Consider the following 20,451-nt stretch of genomic DNA (forward strand, 5'->3'; position numbering starts at 1 on the left):
CCGGGGACCCCGCCGGGTCCCCGGCCGCGCCGGCACTCCCGCATGATCGTCTGGTAACGTCACCGCTCACGCGACCGACCCGAGGAGGTGAGACCCATCAACGCGACAGCAGGCTGGGTGCTCCCCCTACGCAAGGCAGCGCGGTCCATCTGACGTCGGTGGCCGCCGGAGCGCCCGTGAGGCGTCCCCGAAAGGCGAACCACCCATGACGACCTACTTCGGCTCCGACGGAGCCACACTGCACTACGACGAGCTGAACCCCGCCGGCGGCGGCCGTACGCCGGTCGTGGCGCTCGCCGGCGGCGCGGCGCTGCATCCGCGATACCTGGGCGACCTGGCCGGACTCGGCGAGGTTCGGCCCCTGATCGTGCCCCACCTGCGCGGCGTGGGACGCTCCCCGCTGCCCGAGTTCGTGCCGACCGCGTCGTACTGGCGGCAGGCCGAGGACCTCGAACAGCTGCGAGCCCACCTGGGCCTGGACCGGCTGCTGCTGCTCGGCCACTCGGCGGGCACCCGGCTCGCGATCAGCTACGCGGCGCGCTTCCCCGACCGGCTCGCCGGGCTGGTGCTCATCACCCCGCCCGCCGGCTACCTGGTGGACGAGCCCTCCGACACCCCGGCGCTGATCGACGCACGACGCGGCGACCCGGCCTTCGACGCCGCCGTCGCGGCCTGGTCCGCCGGACCCGGCAGCACCGACGACGCCGCGTTCAACGCGTGGTACCGGCAGGCGGCCCCGCTCGCCTACGCGGCGTGGGGCGAGCGCGAGCAGGCCCACGCGGCGACCGCCTGGTACAGCTACGCGGCGAACCGCGCCTACTTCAGCGTCGACCCGCCCGCGGACCTCGCCGAGCTGCTGGGCAAGGTCACCGCGCCCGTGCTGGTCGTCGCGGGCGCGCAGGACTGCAGCGCCGGGCTGGCTCCGGTGCGGGCCCTGTCCGGGCTCTTCCCGTCGGCCGAGTTCGCCGCGATCGACCGGTGCGGACACCACCCCTGGGTGGAGCAGCCCGCCGCGTTCCGCGCCACCGTCGACCGCTTCCTCCGCCGTTGGTGAAAAGGAAGGGCGGCTTCACATCGCTATGCGATGTGAAGCCGCCCTTCCCGGCAGCTCAGCTGACGGGGTTCCAGCCGTCGGCGCCGGCCAGGTACGCCTGGGCGGTGAACTGCGGGGCGTCCGCGTCGGCCAGCTGCGGCCGGTCGGCGGTGACGGTGGAGCCGGGACCGGTGTTGCGGTACTCGAAGAAGCGCGCGTCCCGCCACGAGAAGCCGGACATGTCCGTCCACGGGGCGTCCTTGACGTGCGCGCCCAGCACCGAGTCGCGGAAGAGCACCTGCGCGACGGCGTTGACGTCGCCGCTGGGGTGCCACGGCCGGCCGAGGTGCACGCTCTGCGCGGCGACGTCGGACGGCGCGGTCAGCGTGCACCGGGTGAACAGGTAGCCGTACGGGTTCGTGATCGTGGTCGAGGCCGCGGTGACGTACCCGTTGTTGCTCGTCGAGTTGCGGTTGAGGGAGCGGATCTCGCAGCGGTCGAACACGGCCGTGCCCCGGCCGAAGATGAAGTCGACGTCACCCTCGATGTAGCAGTTCCGGTAGTACGCCCGGCTGACCGTGGCCGCGTTGGGGGAGCTGGGCTGCAGCGTGTCCTGGTTGCCGAGGATCCGCACGTTGTCGAAGACCAGGCGGTCGCCGCGGGTGGTCACGGCGACGGCCTGCTCGGCGCTGTAGTCGTGGGCGGCCTCGTCGAAGGTGTTCGAGAAGGTGAGGTCGCGCGCGATGAAGTCGTTGCCCTCCAGCAGCACCGACGTGCTGCCGGTGGTGCCGTACGTGCCGCTGCCGTCGGGTTTGGGCGTGCCGCTGGCGTTGTCGTACGTGATCACGACGTCGGCGGCGTTGCCGGTGGCGCCGACGAACGAGACGTACGGCTTGCCGGCCGGCACGGTCACCAGCTCCCGGTACGTGCCCGGCTTGATGCTGATGGTCACCCGGCTGGTGTTGTTCACCGGCACGGCGTCGACGGCGGCCTGCACCGTGGTGTGGTGGCCGCTGCCGTCCTTGGCCACCACGATCGTCCCGGCCGGCGGCGGGCCGGCCGACGCGCTGCTCGACGGCGTGGGCGGCGGCGAGGGGGAGGCGCTGGGCGAGGGCGCGACGCTGTCGGACACGGTCACGTCGTCGAAGGAGGCGGCGGCGTAGAAGGTCGCGACGCCGATGCCGCCGGTGGCGAACTGCCCGTCGACGGCGGTCAGCGCGGTCGCGCCGTTGACCGTGCCGCGCAGGGCGGTGCCCGACACCGACAGCGACAGGGTGTACCAGGCGCCGGTGGTGACCGTGACCGAACCGGTCGCCAGCGTGGTGGACGAGCCGCCGACCAGCTTCTTCAGCTCGACGGTGTGATTGGACCGCAGGGCCAGGTAGTAGTAGCTGGTGTTCGACTGGGCCCGGGCGATGACGGCGGTGAACCGGTTGGACCCGTTGAAGGCCGTGGGCTTGATCCGGGCGGTGACCGTGTAGTCCCGCCAGGACGAGGACCCGGTCCGGGCGCGGGCGTCCGCGCTGGTGCCGGCCTGCCGCAGCACCCGGCTGCCGTCGGTGGTGACCGACCAGCTCCCGCCGGAGGAGGTCCAGCCGGACGAGTTGCCGTCCTCGAAGTCGTCGGCGTAGAGCGTGGCCGCCGCGGCGGTCGCGGTGAAGGTCAGCGTGGCCAGCGCGGTGGCCAGGGCGAGCCCGGCGGCGGCCGCGGCGGGTCGCCATCGGGCGCGGCGGGACAGGTCGGTGATGGTCATGTGTCGGCTCCACTCTGTGGGGCGTCGGCGTCCCACCGGGACACCGCACGGAACGGAAAGCGCTTTCCGACGCAACCTACGCGGCCCACATCGTGATGTCAATCGATGCCCTCGGTGGCACTGGCGAACCCGCCCTCCCGGCCGTCGCGCGTTTTCGGCCGGGTCCGGCGCGACGGCCCGGGAGGCTTTCCCGGCGGCGGGTCGCGACCTGCGGAACCGCCGCCGGTGATCTCTCCCGCAGAATGGCCGGTGCTGCTGTCAGGGCGCTTTGGGCAGGGCGTATCGTCCAGCACGGTGGCCGATCATCGTTGCGGCGCACCGGTCGACATGGAGGTGTCGGTGACCGAGTCGGTGGCGCGCAACGCGCCGGAGAGCGCCCTTCCGGCAGGGCTGGCGGTGAGCCACCAGACGGCCCTGGACATCATGGGCATCGCGATCGTGTGCTACTCCGTCCTCATCGAGCAGGAGGAGGTCCGGCCGTCGCCCGACCTTCAGCGCGTGTCCCAATGGGAGCGTGACCTCGAGGCCGTCGCCGAGCTGCGGCGCACCCTGGACGCGCGGGACACCGAACGGGTGCGGCGCCTCGCGGACGAGTACGCCGTCCTGGTCCGCCGCCTCGACCGGATGATCGACGACAACTGACCCACCCGAGACCGCTCGACCTGCCCGGCAACCGTGCGTATCTCGACCCCACTCGAGCCCACCTGCCCGGCAAGTCAAACGATCTTGCCGCCCCGCCCCGCCCCGCCCCGCCCCGCCCCGCCCCGCCGGTCGCCCTTGCCGCACACCCACCGCCGCATGATCGCGACGATCTTGCGCGAACTGTGGGTGTTTAGCCCTTTATGAGCGTGCCGTACCCACAGTTCGCGCAAGATCGTCGGCTCGGGGGTGGGGCGGGGTGGGGCATTCCCGGTGGGGGCGGGGTGTGGGGGAAATCTGAGTAAAGCGTGGATTACTCAGATTTCCCGGTTTGTTCGGTTAGGCTGGCGGCTCGTGTGATCTCAGCCCACGACGTGCCTTGGGAGGGCGATGTGACGCCGCTGACCGCGGGCGGTCTGCCCCTGATCCGACGTCCGGCAATGGTGCCGGCCGTGTTGACGCTGACCGGAGCCGTGCTGGCGGCCGTGACGCTTGCGCAGGTCCCGCTCGCCATGGACAAGGTGCCGTTCTGGGTGATGTCGTTCCTGGCGCTGGCCGCCGCGGCCGTCACCTACCTGCCCGCCTCCGGCAGATCCACCGGCGCGGTGATCAGCCCGTCGCTCGTCTTCACCTTCGCGATCCTGCTGTGCTGGGATCTCGGGCCGGCGATCGTGGTGCAGGCGCTGGCCGTGGCCGTGATCGCGATCCGCGCCCGGCAGCCGTGGCGCGACGCGGTGCTCAGCGCCGCCCGGTACGCCGTCGCGTTCGGCGCCGCGTACCTGGTGCTGCTCGTCGGCGAGCCCGACCCGTTCCACACCGTGGCGCTGGCCGACCTGGTCGACGACACCGTGGCCGTGGCCGCCGCCGCGCTGGTCTTCGTGGGCGTGTACGGCTGGTCGGTCGTCGTCACCCAGCGCCGCGGGCAGTCCGCCGGCCGCGCCAAGCCGCAGGAGAGCCTGCGCGAACGGCTGACGAACATGCGCGACCCGGCCGTGCACCTGGCCGCGCTGACCATGCTGAGCCCGGTGCTCGCCGTCACCGGCCACGTCAGCCTCGGCTTCGTGCCCCTGGTCATCATGCCGCTGTACGCCGTCGAGCGCATGGCGCGCCTGTCCACCGAACGGCAGCGGGCCGCGCTCACCGACCCGCTCACCGGCCTGGGCAACCGGGCCAGCCTGCAGTCGGCGTACACCGAGGCGCTGGCCGAGCCGATGCGCCGCGGGCAGGGTCCGACCCTGCTCCTGCTCGACCTGGACGGCTTCAAGTACGTCAACGACTCGCTGGGCCACGAGACCGGTGACCAGCTGCTCACCGCCGTCGCCGGGCGGCTGCGCGGCGGGCTGCCGGCCGGGGCGCTGGTCGCCCGGCTCGGCGGCGACGAGTTCGGGGTGCTGCTCGACGAGGGCGACGCCGACCGGGCGCTGCTGGCCGCCCGGCGCATCAGCGCCGCCGTCAACGGCCCGGTCCGGCTCAGCGGCCTGGAGGTCGAGGTCACGGCCGCGGTCGGGGTCGCCGTCAGCCCGCAGCACGGCCAGGACTTCGCCACCCTGATGCGCCACGCCGACATCGCGATGTACGAGGCCAAGCGCGACAACGTCTGCGTGGCCCTCTACCGCCCCGGCACCGACCGGCACCCGCAGCGGCTGGCCCTGCTCGACCAGGTACGCCACGCGATCGTGACCGAGGACCGCGAGCGCATCGCCGTGCACTACCAGCCGCAGGCCGACCTGGCCACCGGGCGGATCGTCGGCGTCGAGGCGCTGCTGCGCTGGACCGACCCGACCGGCCGCCCCGTCTCGCCCGCCACGGTCATCTCGGTGGTGGAACACACACCGGTGATGCACCAGCTCACCGACCGGATCATCGACGACGCCGTGGCGCAGGCCGGGCGCTGGCGGTCAGCCGGGCTCGACCTGCGCACCTCGGTCAACGTCAGCATCCGCGACCTGTTCCGCGACGACCTGGTCGAGCGGCTGCGCGACCGGCTGAACGAGCACCGCGTGCCCGCTCGCATGGTGCAGCTGGAGATCACCGAGAGCGCGCTGATGGCCGACCCGGCCCGGGCCATGCGCACCATCGCGCAGCTGCGCGACCTGGGCGTCGGTCTGGCGCTGGACGACTTCGGCACCGGTTTCTCGTCGCTGCAGCACCTGCGGATGATCCCGCTCGACGAGATCAAGATCGACCGGTCGTTCGTCTCGGGCATGACCTCCGACCAGCACGACAGCGCGATCGTGTCATCGGTCATCGCGCTGGCCGGCACGCTGGGGCTGCGTACCGTCGCCGAGGGCATCGAGGACACGCAGACCCGGCGGCAGCTGCGCGCGGCGGGCTGCTCGCTGATGCAGGGCTACCTGCTGTCGCCGGCGGTGCCGGCCGAGCGCATCCCGGCGCTGGTCGCCGACGCCGCGGCCAGGTCCGTGGCGCCGCCGGCCGAGGTCGCCGCCCAGCACGAACTCGAACTGCCGACGACGCCCGCGCCCGCGCTCTACCCGGAGCAGGCCGGCGCACGCTGGTGACGCTCCCGTGACCGGGGCCCGGTGCGGGTCGGCGGGGCTGATCAGAAGCTGCTGAGCAGCTTCACGAAAGCCTCGTCGATCTTCGCCGGGTCCCTGGCGTCGAACGCCTTGCCGCCCGTGGCGGCGGCGATCTTCTGCAGCGACACCAGGTCCGAGGCCTTGTCGAAGGCGATGCAGAAGACCTTCACCGGCCGGTCGGGGTCGAGTTCGATGTCGCGCAGCAGCTTGGCCAGGTCGTTGTCCTGGGGATACTCGTTCTCGCCGTCGGTCAGCACGACCACCGCGTTGATCCGGGTGCGGTTGTAGTTGTCCAGCATGTGCCGCTGCGCGGCCCGCACGGTCGTGTACAGCGCGGTGCCGCCGCCGGAGCGCACCGCGTCCAGCTTCGCGCCGAAGCCGCGGTCGTCCAGCCGGGACAGCGGCAGCTGCTCGCGGTAGGGCAGCCTGCCGCCGTCGAGCTTGGACGAGAACGCCCACAGCCCCACCCGGTCCTCGCTGTTGAGCAGCTCGATGCCCTTCTTGGCGGCGGCTGTCGCGTACGCGAGCCGGGTCTGCGAGTTGCCGACCTTGTTCGACGTCATCGAGCCGGACACGTCGACCGCCATCAGGATGTTGGCCTTCTTGCGCAGCGTCGCCCAGCCCGCCTTGATGCCCTGCACCACCTCCGGCGACGGCGGCTCGAACAGGGTGCCTGCGGCCTTGTTGCCGCCCACCACCTTGACCAGGTCGTCGGAGGCGGCCCGCTCGTGGTCGCGGAACCCGATCGCGGCGAAGTCCCGCTGCTGCCGGTCGTCCTGCAGGAACGCCAGGAAGTCCGCGGCGGCGGCCCGCTGCGCGACGTCGGCCTGCGGCAGGACCACGTACGGGTGGTCCAGGTTGAAGGTGCCCTCCTTCGGGTACATCGCCACCAGCGGCTCGTTCGGCGCGCGCCCGCCGCTCAGCTCGCCCTTGTTGTAGAGGTAGACCAGCTCCTCCTGGGTGACGATCGCGCTGAGGTCGGAGGCGGCGTTCCCGGCCAGGTCGGCCTCGGCGAGCCCGCGCAGCAGGTCGACCACGTCGTCGCTGTAGTGCGAGACGTTCGCCTCGATCTGGCGGACGAACCGGGTCACCTTCGGGTCGCGCAGGTCGGCGGTGGTGAGGTCGCTGGAGGTGTTGGTCGCGGCGTAGTACGTCGCGATGGTCGCGGCCAGGCCCGAGGTGGACAGGTTCGGGTTGTCCTTGCCGAAGGTGAACCGCTTCCACTCCGGCTTGCCGAACGACGCCCAGCCCTGCTCGCCGGACATGCCGAGGATGTCGCCCCAGCCCAGCGGGCCCTGCTGCTGCAGGTAACGCGCCTTGGCCGCGGGCATCGCGATCACCAGCGGGCTGTTGGCGATCGACTCGTACTCCCCGCCGGTCTGCACCTGGTGCCCGGCGGCCTGGTCGAGCAGCTGCAACTGGCCGGTCCACAGCGTCGACGTCGGCAGCCACACCTGCGGGCGCGGGCTGCCGGTGCCGGACAGCGCGCCCCAGTCCCCGGCCAGCGCCTGCATGGCCTGCCCGGAGGTGAGGCCGGTGACGGCGACGTCGGCGCAGCGGTCACCGAATCGCCGCCTGCTGCCGTTGTACCGCTCGGCGAGGTCCTTGACGAGCTCGCTCTTCTCGGTAGAGGAGACGACGTCGAGCACCACGCAGCCGCTGCGGTCCCCGGCGACCGTGGACACGTACGTGTAGGAGCCCGCGATCAGGGCGAAGCCGACGGTCGCGGCGAAGGCGACGGGCAGCCACCGCTGGGTACGGCGCGAGGCCATGGCGTTCCTCCTGTGTGGCGGTCGGGTCAGCGGGGGTCGGGCCGGCCGTCGTCGAGCGCGACGGCGGTGAACAGCCGGACCAGGTAGACCACGGCGAAGACGCCGCCGCCGACGACCGCGCCGGTGGCGGGCTGCCCCGAGGGCACGTACCCGGCCGCGAAGCCGCCCGCGCCCAGCACCAGCGCGGTGGTGATGCCGAGCGGGTCGCCGACCTGCCGCGCCAGCCGCCGCGACCGGGAAGCCCGGACCTCGGTGGCGGGCTGCTGCCCGGCCCGGCCGCCCGCCGGCTGCGGCGTGACCGCCGAGGGCGGGGGACCGGACCTGGTGGCCGGAGGCTGCGGCACTGCCGGGAGTTGCGGCGGCATCGCGTTGGGATCGGTCGGCAGCCGCGGCGCGGTGACGGTTGGCCGGCCCAACTGCGCGGCGGCTGCGGTGACCGTAGGCGGTGACGGTGGTGCCGCGGTGTCGGTGGGCGGGGACGGGTGCGCGGCGGTCGCTGCAAGGGTCGGCGGCGCCGGCTGTCCAGCGGTCGCGGTCGGCTGCGGGGCGGTGACCGTCGGCGCGGGAGCGGCGGCGGTGGGGGAGTCCGGCCCCGGCTGGACCAGTGCGGTCGCCGCCTCGCTGCCCTCCTGGAGCGCCTCGACCAGCGGCAACGGCGCGGCCGGGGTGGCCTCGTGGCCGAGCAGGCGCATCAGCACCTGCTGCGCGGTCGGGCGGGCGTGCTGGTCCTTGGCCAGGCAGGCGACGACCAGCTCGCGCAGCGTCCCGGTCAGGTTGTCCAGGTCCGGCGGGTCGGTGAGCACCCGGGCCATCACGGTGGCCATCGAGTCGTGCCCGAACGGGCCGCGCCCGGACGAGGCGAAGCCGATGGTCGCCGCCCACCCGAAGATGTCGCATGCCGGACCGACGTCCACATTGTGGAACCGCTCCGGGGCCATGTACGGCACGGTGCCCATGACGTGGCCGGACATGGTCTCCGCGCCGAGCGCGCGGGCGATGCCGAAGTCGATGACCCGCGGGCCGTCGCCGCCGAGGATGACGTTGTCGGGTTTGAAGTCGCAGTGCACGATCCCGGCCTGGTGGATCGCGGCGAGCGCGGTCGCGGTGCCGACGGCGAGCCGGTAGAGCGCGTTGTCGGCCAGCGGCCCGTGGTCGCGCACCTGCTTGTGCAGCGTCGGCCCGGCGATGTACTCGCTGACGACGTACGGCAGCTCGGTGTCGATCTCGGCGTGCAGGATCTGCGCGGTGCAGAACGGGGTGACCCGCCGGGCGGCCGCGATCTCCTTGGCGAACTGCGCCTTGGCCCGGGGGTTGTGCTGCAGGTCGACGTTGATCGTCTTGACCGCGACGCGGCGCTCGCTGCCGTCGGCGCCGAGGTAGACGACGCCCTGGCCGCCCTTGCCGAGCCGCCCGAGCAGCCGGTACGGGCCGAGCGCGCGCGGGTCGTGGCTCGTCAGCGGGCTGACGCCGGTGACGGGGTCGTCTGCCGTGCCGGCCATCTGCCCTCCTGAAACCCGATGATCCATCAACGAGCCGCAAGGATAGCGTCGCCGATCCAGCATCCATACCCGGAGGTGAGTCGTCCTCACGGGATGGACGGCCGATCCGAATAGGAAACCAATCTTGCCTATCGACGGATTGTCAGTTAAGAATGTTTACGAACGGTTTCACCAGGCGGTCCTGGAGGGGCAGAACCCGTTCCTCGCCCCGCTATGCACGAAACCGGAGGACCCGTCGTGCCCAGAACACTGCAGACCACCGCCAGATGGTGGCTCGCCGCACTCGCCGCCCTGCTCACCGCGATCACCGCCACCGTCGTCGCCGGGCCGGGCACCGCCCAGGCCGCACCCGCGTTCAAGGTGCTCGCCTTCTACAACGGCACCTGGGACGCCGCGCACATCGACTTCGACAAGGAGGCGCTGACCTGGTTCCCGCAGGCCGCCGCCCAGAACAACTTCACCTGGGAGGCGACCACCGACTGGAGCCGGCTCAACACCGGCAACCTCGCCCAGTACAAGGTGATCATGTTCCTGGACGACGCGCCGCCGTCCGGGCAGCGGGCCGCGTTCCAGCAGTACATGCAGAACGGGGGAGCGTGGATGGGCTTCCACGTGACCGCGTTCAACACCGACCCGAACACCTGGAGCTGGTACTACAACACCTTCCTGGGCACCGGCGCGTTCGTGTCCAACACCTGGGGGCCGACCAGCGTCACCATGCGCACCGAACGCGCCCACCCGTCCACCACGCGGCTGCCCGCGACCTGGACCTCGGCGGTCAGCGAGTGGTACTCGTGGCGCAACGACCTGCGGCAGAACCCGAGCATCGACATCCTGGCCTCGATCGACCCCGGTGGCTACCCGGTCGGCACCGACCCGAACCAGACCTGGTACAGCGGCTACCACCCGCTGATCTGGACCAACCGCAACTACAGGATGCTGTACGCGAACTTCGGGCACAACGCGATGAACTACAGCACCAACACCCGGCTGTCCTCGACGTTCGCGAGCGAGGTGCAGAACCGCTGGCTGATCGACGGCCTGCTGTGGCTCGGCGGGGTGACCTCCGGTCCCAGCCCGTCGGCCTCCCCGGCGCCCTCGGCGTCGACCGGGCCGATCTCGCCGACCGCCTGGTACAGCCTGGTGAACCGCAACAGCGGCAAGTGCGTCGACGCCCGCGCCGCGGGCTCGGCCAACGGCACCGCGATCCAGCAGTACACCTGCAACAACACCACCGCGCAGCAGTATCGCTTCACGCCGACCACCGGCGCGTACACCCACGTCGACATCCGGCTCAACAGCGCCCGCTCGCTCGACGTGACCAACGTGTCCACGGCCGACAACGCGCCGATCCAGCTGTGGACCTACAGCGGCGGCCTCAACCAGCAGTGGCAGCCCGTCGCCGAGGGCGGCGGCTACTACCGCCTGGTCAACCGCAACAGCGGCAAGTGCCTCGACGTGCCCGCCGCGTCCACGGCCGACAGCGTCCAGCTCGTCCAGTACGCCTGCAACGGCACGGGCGCGCAGTCGTTCCGGCTGGTGCAGCAGCCCTAGACCTCGGGGGAGGGCGAGCGGGCCGGTGCCACACGCACCGGCCCGCTCGGTCGTCACCGGCCGGTGCGGCACCCCGCCGCGAGGCGCGCCGGGCCGCCATTAGAGTGAGCCGGCACCTGGATCGACCGCAGCGCATGCCCCCTCCCTGCGTTCAAAGGACCTCCAGCTCATGGCCCGTCGAGTGACTCTCCGCGCCCGGATGCGCTACTGGTTCGACAACACCATGTCGCGCGGCACGACCGGGCTCATCGGCTGGCTCGCCGTCGCGTCCTTCGGCCTGGTCCTGCTGGTCACCGTGGCCATCGAGATCGTCGACCCGTCGGCCATGAACGGCGATCCGCTGCGGGTGCTGTGGAGCACCTTCGTCACCGCCTTCAGCCTGTCCGCGCCGACGGAGGCCGACTGGGTCGTCCTGCCGATGTGGTTCGTGCTGGCGCTGGGTGGCATCTTCGTCGCCAGCGCGCTGATCGGTCTGCTCACCAGCGGCATCAACCGCCGCCTGGAGCAGCTGCGCAAGGGCCGCTCGGCGGTGCTCGAACGCGACCACACCGTGGTGCTCGGCTGGTCCGACCAGATCTACACGGTGATCACCGAGATGGTGGAGGCGAACGCGAGCCGCCGCAGGGCCGCCGTGGTCGTGCTCGCCGAGCAGGACAAGGTCACCATGGAGGACCGGGTCGAGCACCGCATCGGCGACACCGGCCGCACCCGGCTCATCTTCCGCACCGGCAGCCCGCTGGACCTCAAGGACCTGGAGATGGTCAACCTCAACGAGGCCCGGTCGATCATCGTGCTGGCCCCGGACGGGGCGAGCGCCGAGGACGCCGACGCGTACGTGCTCAAGACCCTGCTCGCGATCAACAAGGGGCCGGCGTTCCGGGGGCGCCCGCACCACGTCGTCGCCGCGGTGCGCGACAGCCGCAACCGGGCCGTCGCCAAGCTGGCCGGCGGGGACGCGATCGTGCTCGACGGCGACGACATCGGCGCGCGGCTGATCGTGCAGACCGCCCGGCAGTCCAAACTGTCCGTGGTCTACCACGACCTGTTCGACTTCGGCGGCGACGAGATCTACATGACCGTCGAGCCGGCCCTGGTCGGGCGGCCGTTCGCGCAGGCGCTGCTGGCATACCAGCAGTGCTGCCCGCTGGGCCTGCTGCTGGCCGACGGCAAGACCGTGCTCAACCCGCCGCCCGGCACGATGATCAGCCCTGGCGACCGGATCGTGCTGCTGGCCCGCGACGACTCGATGATCAGCCTGGCGAGCACGCCGTTCGCCGTCGACGACACCGCGATCGTGCACGGGGTGCGCGGCCCCGCCGCCCCCGAGAGCACCCTGATCCTGGGCTGGAACCGGCGCGCGGCCCGGATCGTCGAGCAGCTCGACGTGTACGTCGCCGCCGGCTCGACGGTCGACGTGGTCACCGACCGGGCCGACGCGACCCCGGCGGTGGGGCGGCTCGTGCCCCGGCTGCGCCGGCTGACGATCCGCTCCAAGGCCGGCGACACCCGTGACCGGGGCGTGCTGGAGACGCTGGACGTGGCGTCGTACCACAACGTGATCGTGCTGTCCGACGACGACCTCGACGCGCTCACCGCCGACTCGCGGGTGCTGGTGACCCTGCTGCACCTGCGCGACATCCTGGCCGGCCGCGGCCCCGGGTCGATCGTCAGCGAGATGCGCGACGACCGCGACCGGGCCCTGGCCCAGCTGACCAAGGCCGACGACTTCGTGGTCAGCGAGCAACTGGTGAGCCTGCTGATGACGCAGATCTCGGAGAACCGCCACCTGGAGTCGGTGTTCGCGGACCTGTTCGACGCCGACGGCGCGGAGATCTACATCCGCCCGGCGAGCTACTACCTGCGCGCGGGCGCGACGATCACGTTCGCGACCGTGGTCGCGTCGGCGGCCCGGCGCGGCGAGGTCGCCATCGGCTACCGGGTCAGCGACAGCGGCGACGGGCACGGTGTGGTCCTCAACCCCGACAAGAACCAGGTCATGCCGCCCGTCGACCGGGTCATCGTGCTGTCGAGCAGCTGACCGGCGCCGCGACGCGGGCAAGGGCCGCGACAGCCCGGTCGCGGCCGGAGGTGACCGGACATCGACAGATCGAAGCCGGTGACCGCATCCGCGCCTACTGTGCTCAACGTGACGGCCCCCCAGCCTTCGTACCCGACATCGCCGCAGGCAGCGTCCTCCGGACCGCCGGCCCAGCGCTCCGGTGAGGCGTCCGCGCCGGGAGGTCCCGTGTCGGGCGCCGGTCCCGCGGGCGGCTCCGGCAGCGAGGGCGCGGTCGGCCTGCCGACGATCAACCTGCCGCAGGGCGGCGGCGCGGTGCGCGGGCTCGGCGAGAAGTTCGCCGCGAACCCGGTCACCGGCACCGGCTCGCTGTCGGTGCCGCTGCACCTGAGCAAGGGCCGGGACGGTTTCGGCCCGAACCTGTCGCTGTCCTACGACTCCGGCCGCGGCAACGGCCCGTTCGGGCTCGGCTGGGGACTGTCGCTGCCGGCGGTGTCCCGGCGCACCGACAAAGGGCTGCCCCAGTACACCGACGACGACGTGTTCCTGATGACCGGCACCGAGGATTTGGTGCCCGCGCCGGATCCGGCGCCGTCGGGCGGCTACCCGGCCGGGTACACCGTCGACCGGTTCCGGCCGCGCATCGAGGGCGTGTTCAGCCGTATCGAACGCTGGCGGCGCACCGCCGACGGGGACGTGCACTGGCGCTCGATCACCCGCGACGGCATCACCACCGTGTACGGCGCCGACGCCGGCTCCCGGGTGCAGCACGACGGCCTGGTCTGGTCGTGGCTGATCAGCTCGGCGCACGACCAGCGCGGCAACGCCGTCGAGTACGAGTACCTGCCCGAGGACGGCCGCGGCGTCGACCTGAGCAGTGCCCACGAGCAGCACCGCACCGCCGCCGACCGGGCGGCGCAGCGGCACCTCAAGCGCATCCGCTACGGCAACCGGGTCAGCCTGCTGTCCGCTTCGGAGCAGCCGCAGGGCTGGCTGTTCGAGGCCGTGTTCGACTACGGCGACCACGACCCGGTCCGGCCCCTGCCCGGTCCCGACCGGGACTGGCCGGTGCGCCCCGACCCGTTCTCGGTGTACCGGCCCGGGTTCGAGGTGCGGACCTACCGGCTGTGCCGCCGGGTGCTGATGTTCCACCACTTCCCGGGCGAGCCCGGCGTCGGCGCGGACTGCCTGGTCAAGGCCACCGAGTTCGGGTACACCACGGACGAGGCGGCGGGATCGTTCCTCGCCTCGGCGACCACCCGCGGCTACCGCCGCGACGGCGACGGCTACGCCGAGCGGGCCATGCCGCCGGTCGAGTTCGGCTACCGCCCCGCGACGCTGCGCGGCGAGTTCGGCGAGGTCGACGCCGACAGCCTGCGCAACCTGCCCGCCGGGCTGGGCACCACCGGCTGCCGCTGGGTGGACCTCGACGGCGAGGGCCTGGCCGGGATGCTGCTCGACGCCCCCGGCGGCCTGTACTACAAGGCCAACCTCGGCGGCGGCCGGTTCGACACCGCCCGCGCGCTGCCCGCCGTGCCGAACCAGACCGGCACGACCTTGGTCGACCTGGCCGGGGACGGGCAGCTCGACCTGGTCTCCTACAGCGGGCCGCTGCCCGGTTTCGTGGAGCGCGCCGACGACGGCTGGGCGCCGTTCCGGGCGTTCGCGGCGCTGCCCGCGATCGACTGGCAGGACCCGAACCTGCGCTTCGCCGACCTCGACGGCGACGGCTTCCCCGACCTGCTGCTGGCCGAGGACGCCGGGCTGACCTGGTACGCCTCGCGCGCCGAGGAGGGCTTCGGGCCGGCCCGGCACGTGCTGAACCCGCCGGACGAGGCCGACGGGCCGCGGCTGCTGTTCACCGAGGGCCGGGCCGCGGTGCACCTGGCCGACATGACCGGCGACGGCCTGCTCGACCTGGTCCGGGTCCGCAACGGCGAGGTCTGCTACTGGCCCAACCTGGGCCGCCGGTTCGGCCGCCGCGTCGTCACCGACAACGCTCCGTTCCACGCCACCGAGGAGCAGTTCGACCCGCGCCGGGTGCTGTTCGCCGACGTCGACGGCTCCGGCGTCACCGACCTGGTCTACGCGGGGGCGCGCGAGGTGCGCCTGTACCGCAACCGGTCCGGCAACGGCTGGACCGACGGCGAGGTGCTCACCGCGACCCCGCAGGGCGACCTGACCGTGGCAGACCTGCTCGGCGCGGGCACCGCCTGCCTGGTGTGGTCGGCGACCCTGCCCGGCCGGGAGCGGCGCAGCCTGCACTACCTCGACCTGTTCGGCGGTGGCAAACCGCACCTGCTCACCGAGGTCGTCAACAACCTCGGCTCCCGCATCACCGTCGAGTACGCGCCCTCGACCAGGCACTACCTGGCCGACAAGGCCGCCGGGCGGCCGTGGCACACCCGGCTGCCGTTCCCGGTGCACGTCGTCGACACGGTCACCACCGAGGACCTGGTCGCCGGCAGCGTCTTCACCACCTCGTACGCCTACCACCACGGCTTCTTCGACGGCGCGGAGCGGGAGTTCCGCGGCTTCGGCATGGTCGAGCAGTGGGACGGCGGCCGGATCGGCGCGGTCGCCGGTGGTCTGCCCGCCGGCCCGCGCACGCTGACCCGCACCTGGTATCACACCGGCGCGTCCGCAGACGGGGGCGAGGCGCTGTCGGCCGCATACGCCACCGAGTACTGGCCCGGCGACCCCGGGTTCCGGCTGCCCGACACGGTGTGGCCCGAGGGCGCTCTAGACCCCGACGACCTGCGCGAGACCTGCCGGGCGCTGAAGGGGCTCATCCTGCGGCAGGAGATCTACGCCGAGGACAGCCCGCTGCCGTACACCGTCACCGAACGCAACTACGCCGTCGACCTGCTCCAGCCCACGGGCGCCAACGCGCACGCGGTCTGCTTCGCCCGCCCCCGCGAGACCCTGCAACTGCACTACGAACGCCGCGAGTACGCCGTCGAGGCCGGCGGCGTCACCACCACCGTCATGGACCCGCGGATCAGCCACGAGCTGGTCCTCGACACCGACGACTTCGGCAACGTGCTGCTGTCGGCGACCGTCGGGTACGGCCGCCGCCACCCCGACGCCGATGTGGACCCGATGCTCGACGCGGCCACCCGCGACGCGATCCGGGCGGCGCAGACCGGCGTGCGGGTGAAGGTCACCGCCAGCACGTTCACCAACCCGGTGCGGACCGCGACGGCCTTCCGGGCTCCGCAGCCCGCCGAGGTGCGCACGTACGAGCTGGTGCACGTCACCCCGCCGCCGGGCGCGCCGTTCGCGCTCGCCGACCTCAGGGCACAGGTGCTGGCCGCCGCGGAGGTGCCCTACGAGCAGCCGCCCGTCGCCGGGCCCTGCCGCAGGCTGCTGGAGCACACCAGGGTCCGCTACCGCCGCGACGACCTCACCGGCCCGCTCGGGCCCGGCGTGCAGGAGCCGCTCGGGCTGCCGTACGAGAGCTACCGGCTCGCGTTCACCCCCGGGCTGCTGGAGCGGGCATACCGGCGCGGCGGCGAGAACCTGCTGCCGCAGCCCGCCCTGGTGCTCGGCGTCGAGGGCGGGCACGTCTACGCCGACGGCGGCTGGTGGATCCCGTCGGGCCGCCTGCTCTACTCGCCCGGCGCGGCCGACACCGCCGCGCGGGAGCTGGCGTACGCCCGGGAGCACTTCTTCACCGTCACCCGGCACGTCGACGCGTTCGGCGCGGTCGGCCACGCCCGCTACGACGGCTACGACCTGCTGCTGCTGGACACCGTGGACACCGTCGGCAACCGCCTGTCGGCCGGTGAGCGCGCCAAGGCGGCCACGCCGGACGCGGAGGCGCTCACCCCGCGGCTGGACTACCGGGTGCTCGCCCCGGCGGTGACCAGCGACGCCAACCGCAACCGCACCGAGGTGCTCTTCGACGCGCTCGGCCTGGTCACCGCGACCGCGCGGCGCGGCAAACCCGAGGAGACCGTCGGCGACACCCTCGCCGGACTCGACCCCGAGCCCGACGCGGCCGCCTATCTCGCCGACCCGCTCGGGCAGGCCGGGCTGCTCGGCGGCGCGACGACCCGGTTCGTGATCGACGTCGACGCGTTCCACCGCACCCGCGACGACGCCCGGCCCGCACCCGTGGCCACGGCCCTGCTGCGGCGGGAGACCCACGGCCCGAACCCCGGGCGGGTTCTGCACCGGATCACCTACAGCGACGGCTTCAACCGCGAGATCCAGGTCAAGGCCCAGGCTGAGCCCGGCCCGGACGGGCCGCGCTGGGTCGGCTCCGGCTGGACGGTCTTCGACGACAAGGGCCGCGCGGTCCGCCGCTACGAGCCGTTCTTCACCGGCACCGCCGCGTTCGAACTCGCCCACACCGCGGGCGTCAGCAACGTCGTCGCCCACGATCCGCTCGGCCGCGAGGTGGTGCTGCTCGCCCCGGACGGAACGTACAGCAAGACCCGGTTCGACCCGTGGCAGCACGAGGTGTGGGACCCCAACGACACGGTGCTGCTCGACCCGCGCACCGACCCCGACGTGTCGGCGCTGCTGGCCGCCCACTTCGCGACCCAGCCCGCCGGCTGGCAGACCTGGCACCAGCGGCGTGTCGGCGGCGGCCTCGGCCCCCGCGAGCAGCGCGCCGCGATCGAGGCCGCCGTGCACGCGGCCACGCCCGGGGCCGGGTACGCCGACGTGCTGGGCCGGGTCGTGGTCACCGTCGCCCACGACCGGCACACCACGCCCGGCACCGGTGCCGTCGTCGACGAGCGGCACGCGGTGCGCGACGTGCTCGACGTCGAGGGCGCGCGGCTGTCGCGCACGGACGCGCGGGGCGTGCTGACCGCCGGGACGGTGTTCGACGTCGCCGGTCGTGCCATCGCCACCCGCAGCCCCGACTCGGGCGAGCACTGGTACGTGCCCGACGTGGGCGGCGCGCCGATCCGCCGCTGGGACTCCCGCGGGTTCGCGGCCCGGCACGCCTACGACGCCGCCCGCCGCCCGGCGCAGCTGTGGATCACCGAACCGGGCTCCGACGCCGAGATCCTGGCCGCGCTGACCGTGTACGGCGAGGGCGCTCCCGCCGCGGCGGCCGACAACGTCCGCGGCCGGGTGCGATACACCTTCGACGGCAGCGGGCTGCTCACCGCGCACCGGCACGACTTCAAGGGCAACCTGCTGGCCTCGCGCCGCCAGCTCGCGAAGGCCTACGACACCACGCCGGACTGGTCGGTGCTGGCCGGGGTCGCGCCGGCCGGGATCGAGGCCGCCGCGCTGCCGCTGATCGAGGCGGAGCCGCTGGCCACCGCCACCGACTACGACGCCCTCGACCGGCCGGTGATGCAGGTGCTGCCCGAGGGCACCGTGCTGCTGCCCCGCTACAACGAGGCCGGGCTGCTCGAGGCGCTGTCGGCGCGGCTGTCCGGGGCGGTGGCCGAGACGGTCTACCTCGCCTCGGCCGACTACGACGCGGCGGGGCGGCGGGTGCGGGCGGCGTACGGCAACGGCACGGTCACCGAGCACCGGTTCGACCCGCACACGTTCCGGCTGCGCGGCGTGGTCACCCGGCGCGGCACGAGCGCGTTGCAAGACCTGTCCTACGTGCACGACCCGTCGGGCAACACCGTCGACACCGCCGACGCCGCCCAGCGCACGGTGTTCTTCGACGGCGAGGTCACGTCCGGCGACAGCCACTACGTCTTCGACTCCCTGTACCGGCTCATCGAGGCCACCGGCCGCGAGCACGCCAGCCTCGGCGTGCAGCCCGACGGCGCGAACCCGGCGAGCCGGCCGATCCCGCACCCCGACGACGTCAATGCGGTGCGCGCCTACACGCAGCGCTACGCGTACGACCCGGCGGGCAACATCCTGACCATGGCGCACGTCGCCGGGGTCGGCAGCTGGACCAGGAACTACACCTACGCGACCGGATCCAACCGGCTGCTGTCGCACACCGTGCCGGGCGGCGCGGGCAGCGTCTCGTTCACGCACGACGCGCACGGCAACCTGACCGGGCTGCCGCACCTGGGCGCGATCGGCTTCGACCACCACGACCAGATGGCGTCGGTGGACCTCGGCGGCGGCGGGCACGCCTACTACACCTACGACGGCGCGGGCGTGCGGGTGCGCCGGATGCTGCGCCGCAACGGCGGCGTCACCGAGGAGTTCGTCTACCTGGGCGGGTTCGAGGTGTACCGCCGCCGCGTCAACGGGCAGGTCGTCTTCGAGCGGCAGACCGTGCACCTGCTCGACGGCCTGCGCCGGCTGGCGACGGTCGAGCGGACCACCGTGGACACCTGGCAGCCGCAGCAGGCCGGGACATTGCGGCACCGGTTCCAGTACGACGACCAGACCGGCTCGGCGCGCCTCGAACTCGACGACACCGGCAAGGTGATCTCCGTCGAGGAGTACCACCCGTACGGCACCACGTCGCTGTGGCTGAACGCGCCCGAGGTCAGCGCACGCCGCTACCGGTACACCGGCAAGGAGCGCGACGACGAGACCGGCCTGTCCTATCACGGGGCCCGCTACTACGTGCCGTGGCTGGGCCGGTGGAACAGCTACGACCCGCAGGCGCACCGCCCCGGCGAGAGCACCTACATGTACGTGCGCGGCAACCCGGTGCGCTTCCACGACCCCGACGGCGCCGACTGCAAGGAGATGACCGAGCAGAAGCTGCCGTGGTGGAGCTTCCTGTTCCCGGCTCACGCCGGATACGCGGTGCGCCCGCAGCTCAACCCGTGCCTGAAGGACAACCCGGGCTGGCAGCAGTGGGAGGCGGAGAGCCAGAAGAAGATGACGACCGCGGCGACGTCCGGCCAGGTCGTCGGCTTCGGCGTCGCCTCCGGATTCGCCGCGGTCGGCTCCGTCACCGTGGTCAGCCTGGTGTACGGCGGCATCGCCCTGGGCTCGATGGCCCTGACCGCGAGCGAGGCCACGGGATTCTGGATGCTGGCGAACCCGGGCAAGGCCGCGGTGATGAGCGTGCTCGCACAGTTCGCGATCGGGTTGGTCGACCCGCACCCGGTGGGCATGTCACCCCTGGACGCCGACCCCCTGATCGCCGCCGGGCACGCCACCGGCGCCGAGGTGCGCACCCTGGCCCAGGTCTCCGGCGCGGAGGACCTGGTGGTCCGCACGGTGCGGATGCTCAAGCCGAAGCAGCTGATGGACGCGCTGCGCGAGACGTGGGCGCTGGACAAGCAGAAGTTCGGCGCGATGTGGCGCGGCACCATCCTGGAGGGTGTGCTGGCCGGCACCCGTTACCGGTTCCTGGAGTGGGTCGGGCGGCTCAAGGGCGGCTACTTCAAGACCTTCGACTTCTACGCCAAGGAGTCCAAGATGGGCATCCAGCTCAAGACGCTGCAGACCGTTCCGGACCTGAAGGATTACCGGGGCTACATCGACCAGCTGGCCGCGGCGAAGAAGGCCGGGGTGATGGAGGACGGCCGGGCGGTGACCACCGTGGTCCTGGACATCGCCACCCCGGCCGGCTACACGGGCCCGGCGGGCCAGGCCGCGGAGTACGCGAAGAACATCGAAGCGATCAAGAAGTACGGCGCGGAGAACGGTGTGGTGGTGCGGGTCATCGGCCTCACCGAGAACGAGCTGACCAACGTCGTCGTCTCGCCCAAGAAGTGACCCGCGCCCAGCGGTTCCCCCCCCCCC

Annotated in this window: 9 protein-coding genes; 6 read left to right on the forward strand and 3 right to left on the reverse strand. The window is 72.6% G+C overall.

The genetic code is table 11. The annotated features are described in order from the left end of the window. Positions 1 to 205: 205 nt before the first annotated feature. Complete coding sequence (locus tag Cco03nite_RS39115; RefSeq protein WP_203699092.1) at positions 206 to 1,054, forward strand: alpha/beta fold hydrolase; 849 nt, start codon at positions 206 to 208, stop codon at positions 1,052 to 1,054. 55 nt (positions 1,055 to 1,109) lie between these two features. On the opposite strand, the gene Cco03nite_RS39120 is transcribed toward Cco03nite_RS39115, so the two are convergent. Beyond that, complete coding sequence (locus Cco03nite_RS39120) at positions 1,110 to 2,786, reverse strand: pectinesterase family protein (protein WP_203699093.1); 1,677 nt, start codon at positions 2,784 to 2,786, stop codon at positions 1,110 to 1,112. A 294-nt stretch (positions 2,787 to 3,080) separates the two neighbouring features. On the opposite strand from Cco03nite_RS39120, the gene Cco03nite_RS39125 reads away from it, so the two are divergent. Together Cco03nite_RS39125 and Cco03nite_RS39130 are read left to right on the forward strand one after the other, a co-directional pair. Then, positions 3,081 to 3,428 (forward strand): hypothetical protein, encoded by a 348-nt coding sequence (locus Cco03nite_RS39125; protein ID WP_203699094.1) that lies wholly within the window; start codon positions 3,081 to 3,083, stop codon positions 3,426 to 3,428. A gap of 449 nt (positions 3,429 to 3,877) precedes the next feature. After that, positions 3,878 to 5,944 carry a putative bifunctional diguanylate cyclase/phosphodiesterase gene (locus Cco03nite_RS39130; protein WP_203699095.1) on the forward strand — a complete coding sequence of 689 codons (2,067 nt, stop codon included), beginning with the start codon at positions 3,878 to 3,880 and terminating at the stop codon, positions 5,942 to 5,944. A gap of 41 nt (positions 5,945 to 5,985) precedes the next feature. Here Cco03nite_RS39130 and Cco03nite_RS39135 read toward each other — a convergent pair whose 3' ends face one another. After that, positions 5,986 to 7,734: a vWA domain-containing protein gene (locus Cco03nite_RS39135; protein WP_239168022.1), complete on the reverse strand. Its 1,749-nt coding sequence runs from the start codon at positions 7,732 to 7,734 to the stop codon at positions 5,986 to 5,988. A gap of 26 nt (positions 7,735 to 7,760) precedes the next feature. After that, positions 7,761 to 9,233 carry a serine/threonine-protein kinase gene (locus Cco03nite_RS42710; protein WP_239168023.1) on the reverse strand — a complete coding sequence of 491 codons (1,473 nt, stop codon included), beginning with the start codon at positions 9,231 to 9,233 and terminating at the stop codon, positions 7,761 to 7,763. A gap of 237 nt (positions 9,234 to 9,470) precedes the next feature. Here Cco03nite_RS42710 and Cco03nite_RS39140 point away from each other — a divergent pair, with 237 nt between their 5' ends. From Cco03nite_RS39140 to Cco03nite_RS39150, 3 genes are all read left to right on the forward strand, one after another. Continuing rightward, a complete protein-coding gene (locus Cco03nite_RS39140) occupies positions 9,471 to 10,787 on the forward strand; it encodes a ThuA domain-containing protein (RefSeq protein WP_275412112.1) in 1,317 nt (438 codons plus the stop codon). Between the two features lie 169 nt (positions 10,788 to 10,956). Then, entirely contained in the window at positions 10,957 to 12,825 is a 1,869-nt protein-coding gene (locus tag Cco03nite_RS39145; protein WP_203699096.1) for a CASTOR/POLLUX-related putative ion channel, read from the forward strand. A gap of 207 nt (positions 12,826 to 13,032) precedes the next feature. Then, positions 13,033 to 20,424: a SpvB/TcaC N-terminal domain-containing protein gene (locus tag Cco03nite_RS39150; protein WP_203699097.1), complete on the forward strand. Its 7,392-nt coding sequence runs from the start codon at positions 13,033 to 13,035 to the stop codon at positions 20,422 to 20,424. The last annotated feature ends 27 nt before the right edge of the window (positions 20,425 to 20,451 follow it).

Origin of the sequence: Catellatospora coxensis, assembly GCF_016862635.1 — a bacterium.
GTDB classification, from domain to species: domain Bacteria; phylum Actinomycetota; class Actinomycetes; order Mycobacteriales; family Micromonosporaceae; genus Catellatospora; species Catellatospora coxensis.